The organism is Pseudomonas ulcerans (genome assembly GCF_036324125.1).
GTDB classification, from domain to species: Bacteria; Pseudomonadota; Gammaproteobacteria; order Pseudomonadales; family Pseudomonadaceae; genus Aquipseudomonas; species Aquipseudomonas ulcerans.
In genome coordinates this window covers 30859-51122 of record NZ_JAZDQN010000046.1, presented here as the reverse complement: position 1 = coordinate 51122, position 20264 = coordinate 30859, and the positions used below count along the sequence as shown (strand labels likewise).

The window sequence follows — 20264 nt, the reverse complement described above, 5'->3', positions numbered from 1 at the left end:
TCCGATACCACCTGGAACGCCTAACTCGTTGATATTCAAGGAGTTTTCCGTTTCGACTGCGCCGGAAGTGGGGCGAATTATAGACAGATAAAACGGGGCGTCAAGCACTTATTGCAACATATTTGTCATTACAGTCAAAAAGCCCGTAAAACGAAGAGGGGAGGCCTTGCGGCCTCCCCTCTTCTATATAGCTACGCTCACAGACTCGGGAACGCGAACTGCGAAGCCTCGTGGCTGGCCCGCTGCGGCCAGCGCTGGGTGATCGCCTTGCGCCGGGTGTAGAAGCGCACGCCATCCGGGCCATAGGCATGCAGGTCGCCGAACAGGGAACGCTTCCAGCCACCGAAGCTGTGATAGGCCACCGGTACCGGCAGCGGTACGTTGACGCCGACCATGCCGACTTCGATCTCGTCGCAGAACAGGCGAGCGGCTTCACCGTCCCGGGTGAAGATACAGGTGCCGTTGCCGTATTCGTGTTCGTTGATCAGTTGCATCGCCTCTTCCAGGCTATTCACCCGCACCACGCACAGCACAGGCCCGAAGATCTCTTCCTTATAGATGCGCATCTCGGTGGTCACGCGGTCGAACAGCGTACCGCCAACGAAGTAGCCGTCTTCGTTGCCAGCAACACGATAGCCACGACCGTCCACAACCAGTTCGGCACCGGCAGCGACGCCATCGTCGATGTACCCCACGACCTTGTCACGCGCCGCAGCGGTAACCAGAGGCCCCATGTCCAGACCGCAGGAAGTCCCGGCACCGATCTTCAGGCCCTTGATCTGCGGAACCAGCTTGGCCACCAGTGCATCGGCCACCTGGTCGCCAACGCACACAGCCACCGAGATCGCCATGCAGCGTTCGCCGCAGGAACCATAGGCCGCGCCCATCAGCGCGCTGACCGCGTTGTCCAGGTCGGCATCCGGCATCAGCACGGCGTGGTTCTTCGCACCGCCCAGGGCCTGGACACGCTTGCCGCGCTTGGTGCCTTCGGCATAGATGTACTCGGCGATCGGCGTCGAGCCGACGAAGCTCAGCGCCTTGACTTCCGGCGCCTCGATCAGCGCGTCCACCGCTTCCTTGTCGCCGTGCACCACGTTCAGCACGCCCTTCGGCAGACCCGCTTCGTGCAGCAACTGGGCAATCAGCAAGGTCGAGCTCGGATCACGCTCGGACGGCTTGAGGATGAAGCAGTTGCCGCAGGCGATGGCCAGCGGATACATCCACAGCGGCACCATGGCCGGGAAGTTGAACGGCGTGATACCCGCCACCACGCCCAGCGGCTGGAAGTCCGACCAGGCATCGATGTTCGGGCCGACATTGCGGCTGTACTCGCCCTTCAGCACTTCCGGAGCGGCGCAGGCGAACTCGACGTTCTCGATCCCGCGCTTCAGTTCACCGGCGGCGTCTTCCAGAGTCTTGCCATGCTCTTCGCTGATCAACTGGGAGATGCGCGCTTCGTTCTGCTCCAGCAGTTGCTTGAAGCGGAACATCACCTGGGCGCGCTTGGCCGGTGGAGTGTTGCGCCAGGCCGGGAAGGCCGCCTTGGCCGAATCGATGGCCTGCTGTACGGTGGCACGGCTGGCCAGGGCGACCTTGTGGATCGCTTGCCCGGTGGAAGGATTGAAGACGTCGGCGCTGCGGTCGTTGCCGGAAACCAGCTCGCCATTGATCAGATGTGCAACGGTGCTCATGCAGTAACTCCAGGTATTCAAGTGGGGGCAGGCGCACGGGCCTGCCCCGGGAAAGGGAATCGATCAGTCGATGGCGTTCAGGGCTTCGCCGACGGCGTCGAACAGACGGTCCAGCTCCTGCGGCCTGGTATTGAAGGTTGGCCCGAACTGCAGGGTGTCTCCACCGAAGCGCACATAGAAACCGGCTTGCCACAGCTTCATCGCCGCTTCGTAAGGACGGACGATGGCATCACCATCGCGCGCAGCGATCTGGATGGCGCCGGCCAGGCCGTAGTTACGGATATCGATGACGTTCTTGGTGCCCTTGATGCCATGCAGCACGTTCTCGAAGTGCGGCGCCAGCTCGGCGGCGGACTGCACCAGGTTTTCCTTCTGCAACAGGTCGAGGGCGGCAATACCGGCCGCGCACGCCACCGGGTGCGCCGAGTAGGTGTAGCCGTGGGGGAATTCCACAGCGTACTCGGGGGTCGGCTGGTTCATGAAGGTCTGGTAGATCTCGCTGCTGGCAATCACCGCGCCCATCGGAATGGCGCCGTTGGTGACCTGCTTGGCGATGCACATCAGGTCCGGGGTCACGCCGAACGCTTCGGCGCCGGTCATGGCGCCCATGCGGCCGAAACCGGTAATGACTTCGTCGAAGATCAGCAGGATGTTGTGCTGGTCGCAGATTTCCCGCAGGCGTTTCAGATAACCCTTAGGCGGCGGCAGGACACCGGCGGAGCCGGCCAGCGGCTCGACGATCAGCGCGGCAATATTGGAAGCGTCGTGCAGCTCGATCAGCTTGAGCATTTCATCGGCCAGCGCAATACCGCCCTCTTCCGGCATGCCCTTGGTGAAGGCGTTGCCCGGCAGCACGGTGTGCGGGATATGGTCGACGTCCAGCAACTGGCCGAACAGCTTGCGGTTGCCGTTCACGCCACCGAGGCTGGTACCGGCGATGTTCACGCCGTGGTAGCCACGGGCACGGCCGATGAGCTTGGTCTTGGTGGCCTGGCCCTTCAGGCGCCAGTAGGCACGCACCATCTTCACTGCGGTGTCGCAGCACTCGGAACCGGAGTTGGTATAGAAGACGTGGTTCAGGTTGCCCGGAGTCAGTTCGGTGATTTTCTCGGCCAGCTGGAACGACAGCGGATGACCGAACTGGAACGCCGGCGAGTAATCCAGCACGCCCAGCTGGCGAGCGACGGCTTCCTGGATTTCCTTGCGGGTGTGGCCAGCGCCGCAGGTCCACAGGCCGGACAGTGCGTCGAAGATCTTGCGGCCCTTGTCGTCGACCAGATAGTTGCCTTCCGCGGCAACGATTAGGCGCGGATCACGCTGGAAATTGCGGTTGGCGGTGTAGGGCATCCAGTGAGCATCCAGCTTCAGCTGGCTGGCCAGACCGACAGGAGCGTTTTCAGGCAGGTTCATCGTCGCGACCTCGCAAGGCAATTGAACAGCATTCGTAGGAAAGCGTTGTATTGCCGATAACTTGTCACGGCTATAAAGTCTGGAAAACTCTACTTTTCTAATCCTCAGTTCACCGGACACTAAACTATGAGCCGTCGCCCCGAACCGCTTTCCCAGGTCAGCGATTTCGACATCCGCCTGCTGAAGATCTTCCGCAGCGTGGTCGAGTGCGGCGGCTTCTCGGCGGCGGAAAACGTGCTGGGCATCGGCCGCTCGGCAATCAGCCAGCAAATGGGCGACCTGGAGCAGCGCCTCGGCCTGCGCCTGTGCCAGCGCGGGCGCGCCGGCTTCTCGCTGACCGAGGAAGGCCGCGAGGTCTACCAGTCGGCGTTGCAACTGCTAAGCGCCCTGGAAAGCTTCCGCACCGAGGTCAACGGCCTGCACCAGCACCTGCGTGGCGAACTGAACATCGGCCTGACCGACAACCTGGTGACCTTGCCGCACATGCGCATCACCCATGCCCTGGCCCAGCTCAAGGATCGCGGCCCCGACGTGCGCATCCGCATCCGCATGATCCCGCCGAGCCAGGTGGAACAGGGCGTGCTCGACGGCAGCCTGCATGTCGGCGTGGTACCCCAGGCCAGCCCGCTGTCGGGTCTCGAATACCAGCCGTTGTACAGCGAGCGTTCGCTGCTGTACTGCGCGGTCGGCCACCCGCTGTTCTACGTCGACGACCGGCAATTGGACGATGACCGCCTCAATGCTCAGGACGCCATCGCCCCGACCTTCCGCCTGCCCGCCGAGATCCAGGCGGCGTACCAGGCACTCAACTGCACCGCCAGCGCCTCCGACCGAGAGGGCATGGCCTTCCTGATCCTCACCGGTCGCTACATCGGCTACCTGCCGGATCACTACGCGACGTTCTGGGTCCAGCAGGGTCGCCTGCGCGCACTCAAGCCGGGCGAGCGCTTCTATGACCTGAGCCTGGCCTGGGTCACGCGCAAGGGGCGCCGCCCGCATCTGGTCCTGGAAAGCTTCCTCGAAAGCCTGGCTGCGACACGTTAGGACGCAATTGCGATATTCTCGCGTTTCGCGCTTGTGTGCCCGCCGTGCCTGGGGTATCAGTGCATGTGCCTTTATTTCCCAGCTCTTGCCGGAACCGCCCATGACCCTTGAAGTGCCCGCCCACCGTACCCTTGCCGTCAAGCCCGCCGGGCGCATCCGCCAGAAGAACGAGCAGGCCATCATCCAGGCCGCCGAGGACGAGTTCGCCCGCCACGGTTTCAAGGGCACCAGCATGAACACCATCGCCCAGAACGCCGGGCTGCCCAAGGCCAACCTGCACTACTACTTCACCAACAAGCTGGGCCTGTACATCGCGGTGCTGAGCAACATCATCGAGCTGTGGGACAGCACCTTCAACGCCCTCGACGTCGACGACGACCCGGCCCAGGCCCTGGCCCAGTACATCCGCGCGAAGATGGAATTCTCACGGCGCAATCCGCAGGCCTCGCGGATCTTCGCCATGGAGATCATCAGTGGCGGCAACTGCCTAACCGACTACTTCAGCCAGGACTACCGCGAGTGGTTCAAGGGCCGCGCCGCCGTGTTCCAGAGCTGGATCGACGCCGGCAAGATGGACCCGGTGGAGCCGGTGCACCTGATCTTCCTGCTATGGAGCAGCACCCAGCACTACGCCGACTTCGCCACGCAGATCTGCCAGGTCACCGGCCGCAGCCGCCTGACCAAACAGGACATGGAAGACGCCGGCAACAACCTTATCCACATCATCCTCAAGGGCTGTGGCCTGACCCCGCCGAACTGAACACCCGCTTATGCCTTCTACCCTGCTGGACACCTGCGAATACCGCGAGGAAATTCGCAAGAGCCGCTTCATCACCCTCGCCGCGCCAATCAGCACGCCCGCCGACGCCCAGGCCTTCCTCGAACGCCACAGCGACCTGGCCGCCACCCACAACTGCTGGGCCTGGAAACTCGGCGCCCAGTACCGCAGCAGCGACGACGGCGAACCCGGCGGCACTGCCGGACGACCCATACTCGCGGCCATCGAGGCGCAGGACTGCGACCAGGTCGTGGTACTGGTGATCCGCTGGTACGGCGGCATCCAGCTGGGCACCGGCGGCCTGGCCCGGGCCTATGGCGGCGGCGCCAACAAATGCCTGCAACAGGCGCCGAAACGCCTGCTGGTCAGCCGGACCGAGCTGAAATGCAGTTGCTCGTTCAGCGAACTGGCCCTGCTCAAGCTGCGCGTCGCCGAGGCCGACGGGGTGATCCTCGATGAAGCCTTCACCGCCAACGGCGTCGACGTGCGCCTGGCCCTGGGCGCCGAACAGCTCGACACCGTGCAACGGCAACTGGCCGATCTCAGCCGCGGCCGGATCCTCCTGGAAAAAGGCTGAGCAGTTGCCCACATCCACTGTGGGCCCGGTTGTGGATAACCTCTGGGCAGCCGGCTGGAAGCCTTTGCCAGCAAGGCTTTCAGGCGAAAGATCATATTTTGATCAAAATTTGATGACAGCCTTGGTTCCGTCGAAAAATCAGCTGCTTAACCCGGATTATCGCCGTTCGAAGGCAGCCCGGCAGGGCTTATGCCCAGCGCAGCGGCTTGCTCACAGATACTGTGGGGCAAGCTGTGGATAAACCGTGCAAGCCTGCGTCAATCGCCTGCCCGGCCGTTACGCAGCGGAATTGATCGTTTTTTGATCAGCGCTGCGTACCGGCCAAAGTTGCAGCACTGCCCAGAACAACTCCATCAGCAGAATGCCCCCGAGCAACTGGCTCGCACCCTGCGCCAGCGCATAGCCCTGCCACAGGGCGAACAGCAGACGCCCTACCGCGTCATAGCGCCCGAACTGCGCCTGCGGATCACGAATGCGCAGCACCGACCAGACACACACGATCGACCCCATCAGGTTCGCCATCAGCACATGCATCGGGGCGAAATCCGGCAGGTCGCCCGCCAGCCCCCACTGGGCGCTCAACTGCCGCAACAACCCGTGCAACGCCATCAGGCTCCACGGGGTGACGAACGCTGCCGTGATCAGCAGATCGTACCAACCGCTGGCCCGCACCAATCCTCGATAACCGCTCTGGCTCCACATGTTCCGCTCCTTTCTGGAAAGTGAGAGCGGCAGGCTAAAGCCTGGAGTATGCTCCAGGGTCAACCCCTTCTCCCAGGAATTGCCCGTGCGTATCGGCGAACTGGCGCAGACCTGTGGCGTCAGCCGCGACACCCTGCGTTTCTACGAAGATCGTGGCCTGATCCGCGCCCAGCGCAGCGCCAACGGCTATCGTGACTATCCGGCAGAGACTGTGCAGTTGGTCCTGTTGATAAAGACCGCGCAGAAGCTCGGTTTCAGCCTTGGCGAAATCAGCCAGAACGTCGCCGAGCTGTGGCAGGCACAAGACCCGGAAGCGCTGGTGACGCGCTTCATCGAAGACAAGCTGGCACTGGTCGAGTCGCGCATCGATGCCCTCGTCGAGTTGCGCCAGGCACTACACCAGCGCCTGGCAGATCGCTGTCCCCTCACATTGAAAGGAGCTCCCGCATGACTACCAAAACCGCCCTGATCATCGGCGCCTCCCGCGGCCTGGGCCTCGGCCTCGTGGAACGTCTGAGCGAAGACGGCTGGAAGGTCGTCGCCACCGTGCGCGATACCGCCAAGGCTGGCGCCCTCAAGGCCCTGACGGGCGTCCAGGTGCAAACCCTGGAAATGAACAGCAGCAGCCAGCTCGATGCCCTGCAGAAACACCTCGAAGGCCAGGTCTTCGACCTGCTGTTCGTCAACGCCGGGATCAAGGGCCCGGACAACCAGGACGCCGAGGTGGCGCAACTGGCAGAAATCGGCGACCTGTTCATGACCAACAGCGTGGCGCCGATCCGCGTTGCCCAGCGCTTCGCCGGGCAACTGCGCGAAGGCAGCGGAGTGATCGCCTTCATGAGCTCGATCCTCGGCAGCGTGGCCATTCCCGACGCACCAGACCTGGCGCTGTACAAGGCGAGCAAGGCCGCACTGAACTCGATGATCAACAGCTTCGTCGTGCGCCTCGGCGAGACCGGCCTGAGCGTGCTGGCCATGCACCCGGGCTGGGTCAAGACCGACATGGGCGGCGAAGGCGCGGACATCGATGTAGCCACCAGCACCCGCGGCATGGTCGAGCAGGTCAAGGCCCACAGTGGCAAGCCGGGCCTGCACTACATCAACTACAAGGGCGAAACCCTGGTCTGGTGATTTCCCGCGCGGTGGGTGTAGACTCGACGCCTCGCCCACCGCGGCGGACCTGGATCAGCAGACAGGGCAACACTGAGCTGGCTAACCCTGAACCCACTTTCAGAGGAGCCGGCGACCATGCCTGCGACCCGTATCTGGTTGAAAAACCCCCTTGCCATCTTCACTGCCAACGACCTCGACGCCCGCGGCGGCCTGGTCATCGAAGACGGCGTCATCCGTGAAGTCCTCGCTCTCGGCCAGGTTCCCTTCCATCCCGTAGAACAGACCTTCGATGCCCGCGAGCATGTGGTGCTGCCGGGCCTGATCAACACCCACCATCACTTCTACCAGACCCTGACCCGGGCCTGGGGTCCGGTGGTCAACCAGCCTTTGTTCCCATGGCTGAAAACCCTCTACCCCGTCTGGGCCCGCCTGACGCCGGCCAAGCTGGAACTGGCCAGCCAGGTGGCCCTGGCCGAGCTGCTGCTGTCCGGCTGCACCACCGCTGCCGACCACCACTATCTGTTCCCGGACGGCCTGGAAAACGCCATCGACGTGCAAGTCGAAGCCGTGCGCAAGTTGGGCATGCGCGCCATGCTCACCCGTGGCTCGATGAGCCTGGGCGAAGCCGACGGCGGCCTGCCACCACAGCAGACCGTGCAGCAAGGCGAGGTGATCCTCGACGATAGCCAGCGACTTATCCACAGCTACCATGAACGCGGTGCGGGCGCGCAGATCCAGATCGCCCTGGCCCCCTGCTCGCCCTTCTCGGTCACGCCGGAAATCATGCGCGCCAGCGCCGAACTGGCCGAGGAACTGGACGTGCGCCTGCACACCCACCTGGCGGAAACCCTCGACGAAGAGGACTTCTGCCTGCAACGCTTCGGCCTGCGTACCGTCGACTACCTGGACAGCGTCGGCTGGCTCGGCCCGCGTACCTGGCTGGCCCACGGCATTCACTTCAATGCCGATGAAATCGCCCGGCTGGGTGCTGCCGGCACCGGCATCTGCCATTGCCCAAGTTCGAACATGCGCCTCGCCTCGGGCATCTGCCCCACTGTCGAACTCACCGATGCCGGTGCACCGGTCGGCCTGGGTGTCGATGGTTCGGCGTCCAACGATGCTTCCAACATGATCCTCGAAGCCCGTCAGGCCCTGTACCTGCAGCGCTTGCGCTACGGCGCCGAAGCCATCACCCCGGAACGCGCGCTGACCTGGGCCACCCGAGGCTCGGCGAAGCTGCTGGGCCGCGACGACATCGGCCAGCTGGCGGTCGGCAAGCAGGCCGACCTGGCGCTGTTCAAGCTCGACGAACTGCGCTTCTCCGGCAGCCACGACCCGATCTCGGCCCTGCTGCTCTGCGGCGCCGACCGCGCCGACCGGGTGATGGTCGGCGGCAAGTGGCGGGTCATCGACGGCCAGGTCGAGGGCCTGGACATCCAGGCGCTGATCGCCAAGCACCGCCAGGCCGCCGCGCAACTGATCGCCGGCTGACGAGCAACAACAGCCAGGTCACCAGCTCCCCCTGGAACCTGGCCGCACTGCTGGCCCGGTGCTGCTATCGTTGAACCTGCCGGTCAGGTTTTACCGCGCCGGGCCGGCAACCTCTGTAGAATGCGTCGATTGCACCTGATGAGAACCCACCATGTACGATTGGCTTAACGCGCTGCCCAAGGCAGAACTGCACCTTCACCTGGAAGGATCGCTGGAGCCCGAATTGCTGTTCGCCCTGGCCGAACGCAACAAGATCGCCCTGCCCTGGAACGATGTTGAAACCCTGCGCGCGGCATACGCCTTCAACAACCTGCAAGAGTTTCTCGACCTGTATTACCAAGGCGCCGATGTCCTGCGCACCGAGCAGGACTTCTACGACCTCACCTGGGCCTACCTGCAACGCTGCAAGGCGCAGAACGTCATCCACACCGAGCCGTTCTTCGACCCGCAGACCCACACCGACCGTGGCATCCCCTTCGAAGTGGTGCTGGAGGGCATCACCCGCGCCCTCAAGGACGGCCGTGAGCAACTGGGCATCGGCAGCGGCCTGATCCTCAGTTTCCTGCGTCACCTCAGCGAGGAAGAGGCGCACAAGACCCTCGACCAGGCCCTGCCCTTCCGTGACGACTTCGTTGCCGTCGGCCTCGACAGCTCGGAGATGGGCCACCCACCGAGCAAGTTCCAGCGCGTCTTCGACCGTGCCCGCAGCGAAGGCTTCCTCACCGTCGCCCACGCTGGCGAGGAAGGCCCTCCCGAGTACATCTGGGAAGCACTCGACCTGCTCAAGATCCAGCGCATCGACCACGGCGTGCGGGCCATCGAGGACGAACGCCTGATGCAGCGCATCATCGACGAGCAGATCCCGCTGACCGTCTGCCCGCTGTCCAATACCAAGTTGTGCGTGTTCGACCACATGAGCCAGCACAACATCCTCGACATGCTCGAACGTGGCGTGAAGGTCACGGTGAACTCGGACGATCCGGCCTACTTCGGCGGCTATGTCACCGAGAACTTCCATGCCCTGCACACCCACCTCGGCATGACCGAGGACCAGGCCCGCCGCCTGGCCCAGAACAGCCTCGACGCACGGCTGATCAAAGCCTGACAGGCGATGCGTGCGCGGTGATCGATCCACCGCGCACTGCTCCCGCTGTACCTCATCCCATCGACAGCGGTGCCGGCCGCCGCGCTATCTGCTCGATTCCACGCAATCCCGCCGCCGTGACCTGTACCGCCCGGGAATCATCGCTGAACCGCACCCAACCGGATTGCACGAACAGCTTGAGCAGGCTGCTGCCAAGGGCGCCACCCAGGTGCGCGCGACGGTCGTGCATTTCACTGCAGCAGTTGCACACGCTGCACAAGCGCCCGTCCCGAGGCGCCAGTGCATCGATGAAGATCCCCTGCGCAGCGAAGTGAGCACGCCCGACCAGAGTGATTTCCAGTTGCTGCTCGCTTTGCTGCAGCCATTGCGCGTCGAGCAGGCGTTGCAGCAGGTCCGCCGCCACTTCCCCGCCGAGATGGTCCCGGCACAGGCGCGCCCTGCGCATCGCCAGGGATACCGTCATCACCGGCTCCGCAGCCCGGGGTTGGCGCTCGGACTCACGGATGCCGACGCTGGCCATGGCTTCAACCGCCGTGCCGATCTCCGGCGCCGCCAGGCGGAAGTAACGCTTGCGTCCGCGGGCCTCGCGCTTGAGCAGCCCGCCGGCCGACAGCCGGGCCAGATGCGCGCAGGCCGACGAAGGGGTCAGGCCGGCCAGCATGGCCAGCTCCTCCGAAGGACGCGCCATTCCATCGATCAGTGCCCAGAGCATGGCACTGCGTTTCGGGTCGGCCATCAAACTGGCGATCTGGCTGATACTGGCTATCGGTTGCATCGGTCCACTCCCTGCGTAATTGTCATTGGCGAATGAAGTTCCCCACATATCCAGGGCAGGCCAAAGTTGACCAGTTGCCAGGAAAGGGAAGTTTCTCCCCCTGTTGTTCATCATGAGTTGGTGACTGCGCAAAGCGTCCGGCCCTACGTCAGCCGAGGAAACATTATCTTGGTGGCGGCAATTGCCCGCCCCAGTATAAGCCTGCTTATTCCGGCAATCGCGACGGTTTTGCGACAGATCGACGTAGCTTTGCCAAACCTCGGCCGCCTGCTTCAGGACCGTGGCAAGCGTGCCGCAGCCTTGCAACTCCGGCAAATGCCCATGATTCAACGTATTCGTCGGCGATGAAAAATATACGCAGTCAACATATATCCAGTAACGCGCCTACATTGAAAGTAATCATGCCTTTCAAGCAAATGCGCAGAGGATGTAAGACCGTACTAACAATCAAACACGCCGCGTTTAAAGTTCATCGAGCAATGTAAGACAACGCGACTTGAGTAATGCACTCAACAGTTGTACAGGCTTGCTCAATTGCGCCCGATGAGTGCACAGCAGGTTCAGCGGCGCCGACTCCCCCCGATACTGGCCCAGCAGCATCCGCAAGTGCCCGCTGCGCACGTCGGCTGCCACATCCAGCCAGGACTTGTAGGCGATTCCCGCCCCGGCCAGGGCCCAGCGCCGCACCACGTCGGCGTCGTCGCAGAAGCGGTCGCCGCTGACCAGCACGCCTTCTTCCTGCCCGTCCAGCTGGAAGCGCCAGTGGTCATGCACCCCGCTGCCCAGTTGGTACAGCAGGCAGTTGTGCTCGCTCAGTTGCGCCACCGTGCGCGGTTCGCCATGCCGTGCCAGGTACTCTGGCGCGGCACACAGCACGCGGCGGTTATCCACACACAGCGGCACTGCCACCAGGCTGGAATCCTCCGGCTTGCCGTAGCGCAGGGCGATATCCACAGGCTGGCGGAACAGGTCGGCGTTGCGGTCGCCCAGCAGCAGGCGCACGTTGAGCCGCGGATGTTCCCGTTGCAGCTCATCCAGCCATGGCAGCAGGACGTTGCGCCCGAAGTCCGAAGGTGCCGAGAGCTGCAACACCCCGCTGATCTCATCCTGCTCGCGAGCCAGCAGGCGCCGTCCCTCGTCGAGGCTGGCCAACGCCGCCCGGGCGTGCGCAAGGAAACCCTCGCCCTCGGCGGTAAGACGCAGGCTGCGGGTAGAGCGGGCCAGGAGGCGCGCGCCGAGTTGCGCCTCCAGGCGCTTGAGCGCCGCACTGGCCACCGCAGGCGACAGATCCAGCAACCGTGCCGCCGCCGACAGGCTGCCGTGCTCGGCGGCACGCACGAAGAGTTGCAGGTCATCGAAACGCAGCACGGCGGCGCTCCCCATCTTCAATATTTTTTTGAAAGTTTCTCTGGTTTTAGCGGCTTTTAACCAGAAACGAAAGGATCAATCATGGCCGCCATCACTTATCCACACGGAATTGCGCTCCATGAAAGCCATCGCCTACTACCAGTCGCTGCCGATCGACGATATCGCCGCCCTGCAGGACATCGAACTGCCCGCCCCTGCACCCGGCCCTCGCGACCTGCTGGTGGAAGTCCGGGCCATCTCGGTCAACCCGGTGGACACCAAGGTACGACGCAACGTCCAGCCCGAGGACGGCGCCGCCAAGGTGCTCGGCTGGGACGTGGCCGGTGTGGTCAAGGCAGTGGGCAGCGAAGTCAGCCTGTTCCAGCCCGGCGACAAGGTCTGGTACGCCGGCTCCATCGCTCGCGCCGGCGGCAACAGCGAGCTGCATGTGGTGGATGAACGCATCGTCGGGCACATGCCCAAGTCCCTGGGCTTCGCCGAAGCCGCCGCGCTGCCGCTGACTGCCATCACCGCCTGGGAGCTGCTGTTCGACCGCCTGCAGATCGCCGAGGGCAAGGAAGACCTGGGCCAAAGCCTGCTGATCGTCGGCGCCGCCGGCGGTGTCGGCTCGATCCTTACCCAACTGGCCAGCCAGCTCACCGGCCTCAAGGTCATCGGCACCGCGTCCCGCGCCGAGACCCAGCAATGGGTCCGCGAACTGGGCGCCGATCATGTGATCGACCACCGCCAGCCACTGGCCGAGGCCCTGCGCGCCGCCGGCATCGACCAGGTGACCCATGTCGCCAGCCTGACCCAGACCGACCAGCACCTCGACCAATTGGTGGAAGCCCTGGCCCCGCAAGGGAAGCTGGCGCTGATCGACGATCCGAAGCAGCTCGACGTGACCAAGCTCAAGCGCAAGAGCCTGTCGCTGCACTGGGAGTTCATGTATACCCGCTCGCTGTTCGAGACCCCGGACATGCTCGAACAGCACAACCTGCTCAACCGCGTCGCCGGGCTGATCGATGCCGGCACGCTGAAGACCACCCTCGGCGAGCACTTCGGCACCATCAACGCGGAAAACCTGCGGCGCGCCCACCAACTGCTGGAGAGCGGCGCGGCGAAGGGCAAGATCGTACTGGAAGGTTTCTGAGGATCCGACGCATGGCATGACCGCCAGTCCGTCCCTTGCTCCAGGTCATGCCTTGTCGTCGAAAGAGGCGCCTACAATCCAGCGACCTTTGCCAACCGGAGGTAGCCGCGATGAACGTTGTACTCGATGCGACAGGCAAGAAACCGGACCGTCCCTGGGAAGTCCGGCTTGATCAGCATGTAGTGAGTTTTCGTAGCGAGGCCGAGGCCCGGGCCTTCATCAACACCTTGCAGGCCCGCATCCAGGCGCCCCATCCCTTGCTCAGGCAGGCCGGCTGAGCAGCAGCCGGCGGGTCAGCATCGCTGCTGCCACCGCCGCCGCCCCGCACAGGGTGATGACCATGGCCATGGGCATCGCACTGCCATCATGCAGCACGCCCACCAGTGCCGCCGCACCCGCGGCGACACTGAATTGCAGGCATCCCAGCAACGCCGAGGCACTACCCGCCCGTGCCCCCTGGCCGTTCATGGCGCAGGCCGAGGCATTGGGAATGATGCAGCCGAGGCTGGCGATGCAGACGAACAGCGGAATCAGCAGTGGCCACAGCGCCTCGGTATGCAGCGCACTGACGCCGAGCAGCGCCAGTCCCGCCGCCAGGTAAAGCCAGACCATCCGCACCAGGAGGAACGCCGGGCCGCGCTTGGCCAGCAGGCGCGCATTGACCTGTGCCACCAGGATGAAGCCCGCAGCGTTGGTGCCGAACAGCCAGCCGTAATGCTCGGCCGGTACCCCGTAGAGCTTGATGAAGACGAACGGCGAGCCGGCGATGTAGGCGAACATCCCGGCCATCGAGATACCGCCGGTCACCGCGTAGCCGAGGTACAGCGGGTCCTTGAGCAGGCGCAGGTACTGGCCGAGGGCACCGGACAGCGGCAGGCGCGAGCGATCGGCGGGCAGGCTTTCCGGCAGGCCGCGGTAGACGGCCAGGGCGCACAGGGCACTGAACAGGGTCAGGGCGAGGAAGATCGACTGCCAGCCATACAGGTTGACCATCAGGCCGCCCAGCATCGGCGCGAGGATAGGCGCCAGGCCCATCACCAGCATCAGTTGCGAGAAGACCTTGGCCGACCCCACCGCGTCGCATTTGTCGCTGACGATGGCGCGGGACAGGACCATGCCGGCACAGCCGCCCAGGGCCTGGATGAAACGGGCGACCACCAGGGTGTCGAGGGTCGGCGCGTAGGCGCAGGCCAGCGACGCGAAGGTGAACAGGATCACCCCGCCCAGCAGCGGGATGCGCCGGCCGAAGCGGTCGGCGATCGGCCCGTAGGCCAGCTGGCCGATGGACAAGCCGAGGAAATAGGCGGCCAGGGTGGCCTGGACATGTTTCTCGTCGGTGCCGAATGCCAGTGCCATGGCCGGGAAGCCGGGCAGGTAGAAGTCGATCGCCAACGGCCCGAACGCACTGAGGGCGCCGAGGATCAGGATGGTTCGCAGGTTCATGGGAATCCGTAGCTAGCTAAGCAAGTTGCCTAGTCTACCGGGGCCCTGCCTGGAAGATGTGAAAAATCGAGAGGCTGTACGCATACCTTGTGGGAGCGGATTCACCCGTGATTACAGCAGTGGATTCACTATTGCAATCGCGGGTGAACCCGCTCCCACAAGGTCCGCGCTCGACCTGGGATCAGATCGCCCGCGCCTCATAACCTTCGTCACGAATCAGCTGCAGGATCTGCTCCACGCCCAGCTCGCTGTTCACCGACACCTGCTTCTGCGCCAGGTCCACCTTCACCTCCGCCGCCGCATCCTCGCGCTGCACCGCGCTGGTCACAGCCTTGACGCAGTGGCCGCAGGTCATCCCTTCCACGTTGAATACTTGCATCGTCACTGACTCCTTGGTTGGATTTGGCCGCAGTCTCAAGCTTGCCACCGGGGCAAGGTCAAGTTTGCCGTGACGCTGCCGGGCTGGAAATCCTTGCCCGGGTCGGCCAAGCTGCGTGCTTGTCGGTTTATCAGCAGGAGTATTCATCCATGGGCAAGGTAGCAATCGGCCTCCTCGGCCTGCTGGGGTTGTTCAGCAACGTCCCCCTGGCCAGCGCCGAAGGTTTCTCGACGGACGCGGTGCTGATCGTTTCCCGAGAGCGCCTGGAAGTCGCCACCCCCTGCGAAATCGGGATCTACCTCAACGACCAGTTGGCCAACCGCCTGTTCCAGGAGCAGTCGACCTCCTTCAACCTGCCCGCAGGCAGCGTCGATATCCGCCTTCGCCTGCTGCCAGGCCAGGCCCCCGGTTGCGAGAACGGCATCCAGGACCAGAACTCCCAGCGCATTTCACTGCGTGCCGGTGAAATCGCCAAGTACCGCGTCGCCAGGAACGCGCAGGGCCTCTACCTGAGGAAAGCCGACCTCAACTATTGACCTTGCCAGCATGTCAAGGTTGATGCTGGCGGCCAGTCCACGGAGGAGAGCCCCATGCCCGAGTCAATCACCTTCGACCTGCCGATCGCCGGCATGACCTGCGCCAGCTGCGCAGGTCGGGTAGAACGGGCGCTGCGCAAAGTCGCCGGCGCCGAGCAGGTCAACGTCAACCTCGCCACCGAACAGGCCCGCATCCAGGCGCCGGCCGATCGCTTGCCGGCGCTGGTCGAGGCGGTCAATCAGGCCGGCTACAGCGTCCCCAGCCACAGCGTCGAACTGAACATCAGCGGCATGACCTGCGCCTCCTGCGCCGGGCGCGTCGAACGGGCGTTGAGCAAGCTGCCCGGCGTGCAGTCGGCAAGCGTCAACCTCGCCAGCGAACGTGCCCATGTCGAACTGCTAGGCCAGGTCGACAGCGCCACCCTGATCGCCGCGGTAGAGCGCGCCGGCTACAGCGCCAGCCTGCCGCAGGCCAGCCAGGTCGCCAATGACGATGGTGAACGCCGCCTGCGCCAGGAACGCTGGGCCGTGGCGCTGGCGGTGCTGCTGGCGTTGCCGCTGGTCCTGCCGATGCTCCTGCAGCCGTTCGGCATCTCCTGGATGTTGCCTGCCTGGGCCCAGTTCGCCCTGGCCACCCCGGTTCAGTTCATCCTCGGCGCGCGCTTCTATGTTGCGGCCTGGAAAGCCGTGCGCGCCGGCGCCGGCAACATGGACCTGCTGGTCGCCCTCGGTACCAGCGCCGGCTATGGCCTGAGCCTGTACGAGTGGTCGCAGGCCATGCCGGGAATGATGCCGCACCTGTATTTCGAAGCCTCGGCGGTGGTCATCGCCCTGGTGCTGCTGGGCAAGTACCTGGAAAGCCGGGCCAAGCGCCAGACTGCCAGCGCCATCCGCGCGCTCGAAGCGCTGCGCCCGGAGCGGGCACTGCAGGTGGTGGACGGGGTCGAGCGCGATGTGCCGATCAGCGCGCTGCGTCTCGATGACCTGGTGCTGGTCAAGCCCGGTGAACGCTTCCCGGTGGACGGTGAAGTGGTCGAAGGCCAGAGCCACGCCGACGAAGCGCTGATCAGCGGCGAAAGCCTGCCGGTGCCGAAACAGCCCGGCGACCGTGTCACCGGCGGCGCCATCAACGGCGAAGGGCGGCTGCTGGTGCGCACCCTGGCGCTGGGCACGGAAACCGTGCTGGCGCGCATCATCCGCCTGGTGGAAGACGCCCAGGCGGCCAAGGCGCCGATCCAGAAGCTGGTGGACCGGGTCAGCCAGGTCTTCGTCCCCGCCGTGCTGGTGCTCGCCCTGCTGACCCTGGTCGGCTGGTGGCTGGCCGGCGCTGCCCTGGAAGTGGCGCTGATCAATGCCGTCGCGGTGCTGGTGATCGCCTGTCCCTGCGCCCTCGGCCTGGCCACCCCCACGGCGATCATGGCCGGCACTGGCGTGGCCGCGCGCCACGGCATCCTGATCAAGGACGCCGAAGCCCTGGAGCGCGCCCACGCCGTCAACCGCGTGGTCTTCGACAAGACCGGCACCCTGACTTCCGGCAGCCCGCGCATCGTCCACCAGCACGCGCTGGATGGCGATGACGCGCAACTGCTGCAACAGGCCGGAGCCCTGCAGCGCGGCAGCGAGCACCCCCTGGTCAAGGCCGTCCTCGATGCCTGTGCGGAACAGGGCCTGGACGTGCCGGACATCCGCGACAGCCAGTCGCTGACCGGACGCGGCATCGCCGGCAGCCTCGACGGTCGCGACCTGGCCCTGGGCAACCGGCGCCTGCTGGACGAAAGCGGCCTGCAACCCGGCGAACTGGCCGCCAGCGCCAGGGCCTGGGAGGCCGAGGGCCGCACCCTGTCCTGGCTGATCGAACGCAGCCCGCAACCACGGGTGCTGGGCCTGTTCGCGTTCGGCGACAGCCTCAAGCCCGGTGCAGGACAGGCGGTGCGCCAACTGGCTGAACGCAACATCAGCAGCCATCTGCTGACCGGCGACAACCGTGGCAGTGCCACCGTAGTGGCGCAGGCCCTGGGCATCGACGACGTACACGCCGAAGTGCTGCCGGCAGACAAGGCGGCCGAGGTGGCGTCACTGAAGAAATCCGGTGTGGTGGCGATGGTCGGCGACGGCATCAACGACGCCCCGGCCCTGGCCGCCGCGGATATCGGCATCGCCATGGGCGGCGGCACCGACGTGGCTATGCAGGCCGCCGGCATCACCCTGATGCGCGGCGACCCGCGCCTGGTCCCGGCGGCGCTGGAGATCAGCCGCAAGACCTACGCGAAGATCCGCCAGAACCTGTTCTGGGCCTTCATCTACAACCTGATCGGCATTCCCCTGGCAGCGTTCGGCCTGCTCAACCCGGTGCTGGCCGGCGCGGCCATGGCGCTGTCCAGCGTCAGCGTGGTGAGCAACGCCCTGCTGCTGAAAACCTGGAAACCCGAGACCTCCAAGGAGGAGCACAGCGCATGAATATCGGCCAGGCAGCCCGGCGTACGGGCCTGAGCGCGAAGATGATCCGTTACTACGAGTCCATCGGCCTGCTGCAGCCGGCCACGCGCAGTGAAAGTGGCTATCGCCTGTACGGCCAGGATGACCTGCACAGCCTGACCTTCATCAAGCGCTCACGAGACCTGGGCTTTTCCCTGGAAGAAGTGGCGAAACTGCTGACCCTGTGGCAGGACCGCCAGCGCGCCAGCGCCGACGTCAAGGCGCTGGCCAGCGAACATATCGCCGATTTGAACCGGCGTATCGAGGAACTGGTGAGCCTGCGCGACACCCTCAGCGAACTGGTCGCCCACTGCCACGGCGACGACCGCCCCGACTGCCCGATCCTCAAGGACCTGGCCGCCGGCTGCTGTCACTGAACGCTCACTGCGCCCACGGGGGCGGAGGCTCTTCGCCCTTGACCGGCCCGCGCTCGGCTTCCTCGCGACCCGCGCGGCGCCGGGCATCCTCGAACTTCGCCGCCTCGATCTCGCGCAACACGCCACCGACATCGGCGCTGTGCTCGTCGTCCTTCCACGTCCCGCTCAAGGCGCTGTCCGGCTGCAGGTCGCCGGCCTGGTACAGCGCCCACATTTCCTTGGCGTAGCGGGTCTGCTTGAGTTCCGGGGCGAAGCGCCCGAAGTAGTGGGCCATGTTCGCCACGTCCCGTTCGAGCATGCTGAAAGCGTGGTTGTTGGCGGCCGCGTCCACCGCCTGCGGCAGGTCGATGATCACCGGACCTTCCGGGCCGAGCAGCACGTTGAACTCGGAAAGGTCGCCGTGCACCAGCCCGGCGCAGAGCATCAGCACGATCTGGCGAATGATGAAGGCGTGGTAGTCGCGGGCCTGCTCCGGCTCCAGGTGCACGTCGTTGAGACGCGGCGCGGCCTGGCCGTCCTCGTCGGTGACCAGCTCCATCAACAGCACGCCATCGAGGAAGTCGTAGGGCTTGGGCACCCGCACCCCGGCACTGGCGAGGCGGAACAGCGCTGCCACCTCGGCGTTCTGCCAGGCGTCCTCGGCTTCGCGCCGCCCATATTTCGAACCCTTGGCCATGGCCCGGGCCTGGCGGCTGTTGCGGACCTTGCGGCCCTCCTGGTACTCGGCGGCCTGGCGGAAGCTGCGTTTGTCGGCTTCCTTGTAGACCTTGGCGCAGCGCAGCTGGCGGCCGCAGCGCACCACGTACACCGCCGCTTCCTTGCCACTCATGAGGGGACGCAGCACTTCGTCGACCAATCCGTCTTCGATCAGCGGTTCAATCCGTTTGGGAGTCTTCATCGGCTTTTGTTCTGGCTCCTGTCTGCCACTGCTGGAAGTGCCTCTTCGGCGAGGCGCACACGATAGCTCAAGCGCCCTGTCGGTAACGGACCCGAATCAAAGGCGACTTGGTTTCAATTTACGTCAGTTCAGTCACGGAACAGTTCCCCGGGGGTGGCACCAAACAATCCCTTGAACGCGGCAATGTACGCCGAGGTGGAATCGTAACCGCATCCCAGTGCCGCCTGCGTGACACTCTGGCTCTGCTCCAGGGCATCGAGGGACGACAACAGGCGCATGCGCTGGCGCCAGGCGCGGAAGCTCAGGCCGGTCTCGCGCTGGAACAGGCGCATCAGGGTCTTTTCCGAACGCCCGAGGCGCTGCGCCCAATGCTCCAGGTTATGGCCCTGCTCCGGGTTCGCCAGCAAGGTATTGCACACCTCCAGCAAACCCGGGTGCTGCGGCAGCGGCAGGGAAAAACCCACCTCCGGCAAGGTCCGCAACTGGTCCAGCAAAACCCGCACCAGGTGCGCCTCGTCGCTGTCGCCCTCGGGATACTCCACCGGGTACTGGCAGAACTGCTTGATCAGTTCGCGCGCCAGCGGCGTCACTTCAAGCACCCGGCAATGCCCCGGCGCCCATTCCGAATCGCTGCTGCGCACGTAGAGACTGCGCATTTCCGCGCGGGTCGAGGTGATTACCTCGTGCTCGACCCCGGCCGGCACCCAGACGCCCCACTGCGGCGGCGCGAAGTAGCTGCCCTCGGCGGTATAGACCCCGAGCACGCCGCTGATGGCGTAGGAAAACTGCACCCAGTCATGCCGGTGGCGGGTCGTCCACGAGCCAGCACCGAGGCTTTCCGCCCGCGCATACAACGGCCGCGGCAGGGCACCGAGGTCGGGAATCCGACGGGGCGAGAGGTTTTGTCCGTTAATCGGCATCGCTCGACCTTATGTCGCAGGACGGAAAGAGACAGGCAGGTTAACGCCGC

Annotated in this window: 21 protein-coding genes; 12 read left to right on the top strand and 9 right to left on the bottom strand. The window is 64.8% G+C overall.

The window, feature by feature from the left end; all coding sequences use genetic code 11:
- Positions 1–197 precede the first annotated feature (197 nt).
- Both V0R59_RS27230 and V0R59_RS27225 read right to left on the bottom strand, forming a co-directional pair.
- Positions 198–1691: a CoA-acylating methylmalonate-semialdehyde dehydrogenase gene (locus V0R59_RS27230; RefSeq protein ID WP_330075821.1), complete on the bottom strand. Its 1494-nt coding sequence runs from the start codon at positions 1689–1691 to the stop codon at positions 198–200.
- Between the two features lie 63 nt (positions 1692–1754).
- Entirely contained in the window at positions 1755–3101 is a 1347-nt protein-coding gene (locus tag V0R59_RS27225) for an aspartate aminotransferase family protein (protein ID WP_330075820.1), read from the bottom strand.
- A 126-nt stretch (positions 3102–3227) separates the two neighbouring features.
- Here V0R59_RS27225 and V0R59_RS27220 point away from each other — a divergent pair, with 126 nt between their 5' ends.
- From V0R59_RS27220 to V0R59_RS27210, 3 genes are all read left to right on the top strand, one after another.
- Positions 3228–4145 (top strand): LysR family transcriptional regulator, encoded by a 918-nt coding sequence (locus tag V0R59_RS27220; RefSeq protein WP_330075819.1) that lies wholly within the window; start codon positions 3228–3230, stop codon positions 4143–4145.
- Positions 4146–4245: 100 nt separating this feature from the next.
- Positions 4246–4905 (top strand): TetR/AcrR family transcriptional regulator, encoded by a 660-nt coding sequence (locus tag V0R59_RS27215; protein WP_330075818.1) that lies wholly within the window; start codon positions 4246–4248, stop codon positions 4903–4905.
- A gap of 10 nt (positions 4906–4915) precedes the next feature.
- Complete coding sequence (locus V0R59_RS27210) at positions 4916–5500, top strand: IMPACT family protein (RefSeq protein WP_330075817.1); 585 nt, start codon at positions 4916–4918, stop codon at positions 5498–5500.
- A 276-nt stretch (positions 5501–5776) separates the two neighbouring features.
- Here V0R59_RS27210 and V0R59_RS27205 read toward each other — a convergent pair whose 3' ends face one another.
- Positions 5777–6202, bottom strand: a complete 426-nt coding sequence (locus tag V0R59_RS27205; protein ID WP_330075816.1) for a hypothetical protein — start codon at positions 6200–6202, stop codon at positions 5777–5779.
- An 85-nt stretch (positions 6203–6287) separates the two neighbouring features.
- On the opposite strand from V0R59_RS27205, the gene V0R59_RS27200 reads away from it, so the two are divergent.
- The 4 genes from V0R59_RS27200 (at position 6288) to V0R59_RS27185 (ending at position 9911) form a co-directional block, all read left to right on the top strand.
- Positions 6288–6653 carry a MerR family transcriptional regulator gene (locus tag V0R59_RS27200; protein ID WP_330075815.1) on the top strand — a complete coding sequence of 122 codons (366 nt, stop codon included), beginning with the start codon at positions 6288–6290 and terminating at the stop codon, positions 6651–6653.
- A complete protein-coding gene (locus tag V0R59_RS27195; RefSeq protein WP_330075814.1) occupies positions 6650–7333 on the top strand; it encodes an SDR family oxidoreductase in 684 nt (227 codons plus the stop codon). Before V0R59_RS27200 ends, V0R59_RS27195 begins: the two co-directional genes overlap by 4 nt.
- 117 nt (positions 7334–7450) lie before the next feature.
- Positions 7451–8806 (top strand): 8-oxoguanine deaminase, encoded by a 1356-nt coding sequence (locus tag V0R59_RS27190; RefSeq protein WP_330075813.1) that lies wholly within the window; start codon positions 7451–7453, stop codon positions 8804–8806.
- 151 nt (positions 8807–8957) lie between these two features.
- Positions 8958–9911: an adenosine deaminase gene (locus V0R59_RS27185; RefSeq protein ID WP_330075812.1), complete on the top strand. Its 954-nt coding sequence runs from the start codon at positions 8958–8960 to the stop codon at positions 9909–9911.
- A gap of 52 nt (positions 9912–9963) precedes the next feature.
- Here V0R59_RS27185 and V0R59_RS27180 read toward each other — a convergent pair whose 3' ends face one another.
- Together V0R59_RS27180 and V0R59_RS27175 are read right to left on the bottom strand one after the other, a co-directional pair.
- Entirely contained in the window at positions 9964–10686 is a 723-nt protein-coding gene (locus tag V0R59_RS27180) for an ArsR/SmtB family transcription factor (RefSeq protein WP_330075811.1), read from the bottom strand.
- Positions 10687–11148: 462 nt separating this feature from the next.
- A complete protein-coding gene (locus V0R59_RS27175; RefSeq protein WP_330075810.1) occupies positions 11149–12054 on the bottom strand; it encodes a LysR family transcriptional regulator in 906 nt (301 codons plus the stop codon).
- Between the two features lie 118 nt (positions 12055–12172).
- Between V0R59_RS27175 and V0R59_RS27170 the strand changes: the two genes are divergently transcribed.
- Together V0R59_RS27170 and V0R59_RS27165 are read left to right on the top strand one after the other, a co-directional pair.
- On the top strand, positions 12173–13186 hold the full coding sequence (locus V0R59_RS27170; protein ID WP_330075809.1) for a zinc-binding alcohol dehydrogenase family protein: 1014 nt from the start codon (positions 12173–12175) through the stop codon (positions 13184–13186).
- A 110-nt stretch (positions 13187–13296) separates the two neighbouring features.
- Positions 13297–13464 carry a hypothetical protein gene (locus tag V0R59_RS27165; protein ID WP_330075808.1) on the top strand — a complete coding sequence of 56 codons (168 nt, stop codon included), beginning with the start codon at positions 13297–13299 and terminating at the stop codon, positions 13462–13464.
- Here the strand turns inward: V0R59_RS27165 and V0R59_RS27160 are convergent.
- Positions 13448–14629, bottom strand: a complete 1182-nt coding sequence (locus V0R59_RS27160) for a multidrug effflux MFS transporter (protein ID WP_330075807.1) — start codon at positions 14627–14629, stop codon at positions 13448–13450. The genes V0R59_RS27165 and V0R59_RS27160 overlap by 17 nt on opposite strands.
- A gap of 181 nt (positions 14630–14810) precedes the next feature.
- Positions 14811–15008: a heavy-metal-associated domain-containing protein gene (locus V0R59_RS27155; RefSeq protein ID WP_330075806.1), complete on the bottom strand. Its 198-nt coding sequence runs from the start codon at positions 15006–15008 to the stop codon at positions 14811–14813.
- 149 nt (positions 15009–15157) lie between these two features.
- Here V0R59_RS27155 and V0R59_RS27150 point away from each other — a divergent pair, with 149 nt between their 5' ends.
- From V0R59_RS27150 to cueR, 3 genes are read left to right on the top strand one after another with little or no spacing between them, the layout of a single operon-like run.
- Positions 15158–15544, top strand: a complete 387-nt coding sequence (locus V0R59_RS27150; RefSeq protein ID WP_330075805.1) for a hypothetical protein — start codon at positions 15158–15160, stop codon at positions 15542–15544.
- A gap of 54 nt (positions 15545–15598) precedes the next feature.
- The gene (locus V0R59_RS27145; protein ID WP_330075804.1) at positions 15599–18001 is read left to right on the top strand and encodes a heavy metal translocating P-type ATPase; all 2403 of its coding nucleotides are present in this window, start codon (positions 15599–15601) and stop codon (positions 17999–18001) included.
- Entirely contained in the window at positions 17998–18396 is a 399-nt protein-coding gene (gene cueR, locus V0R59_RS27140; protein WP_330075803.1) for a Cu(I)-responsive transcriptional regulator, read from the top strand. Before V0R59_RS27145 ends, cueR begins: the two co-directional genes overlap by 4 nt.
- Positions 18397–18400: 4 nt before the next feature.
- Here the strand turns inward: cueR and V0R59_RS27135 are convergent, their stop codons facing one another.
- Together V0R59_RS27135 and V0R59_RS27130 are read right to left on the bottom strand one after the other, a co-directional pair.
- Positions 18401–19294 (bottom strand): PA4780 family RIO1-like protein kinase, encoded by an 894-nt coding sequence (locus V0R59_RS27135; protein ID WP_330075802.1) that lies wholly within the window; start codon positions 19292–19294, stop codon positions 18401–18403.
- A gap of 128 nt (positions 19295–19422) precedes the next feature.
- Positions 19423–20214 carry an AraC family transcriptional regulator gene (locus tag V0R59_RS27130; protein ID WP_330075801.1) on the bottom strand — a complete coding sequence of 264 codons (792 nt, stop codon included), beginning with the start codon at positions 20212–20214 and terminating at the stop codon, positions 19423–19425.
- Between the last annotated feature and the right edge of the window lie 50 nt (positions 20215–20264).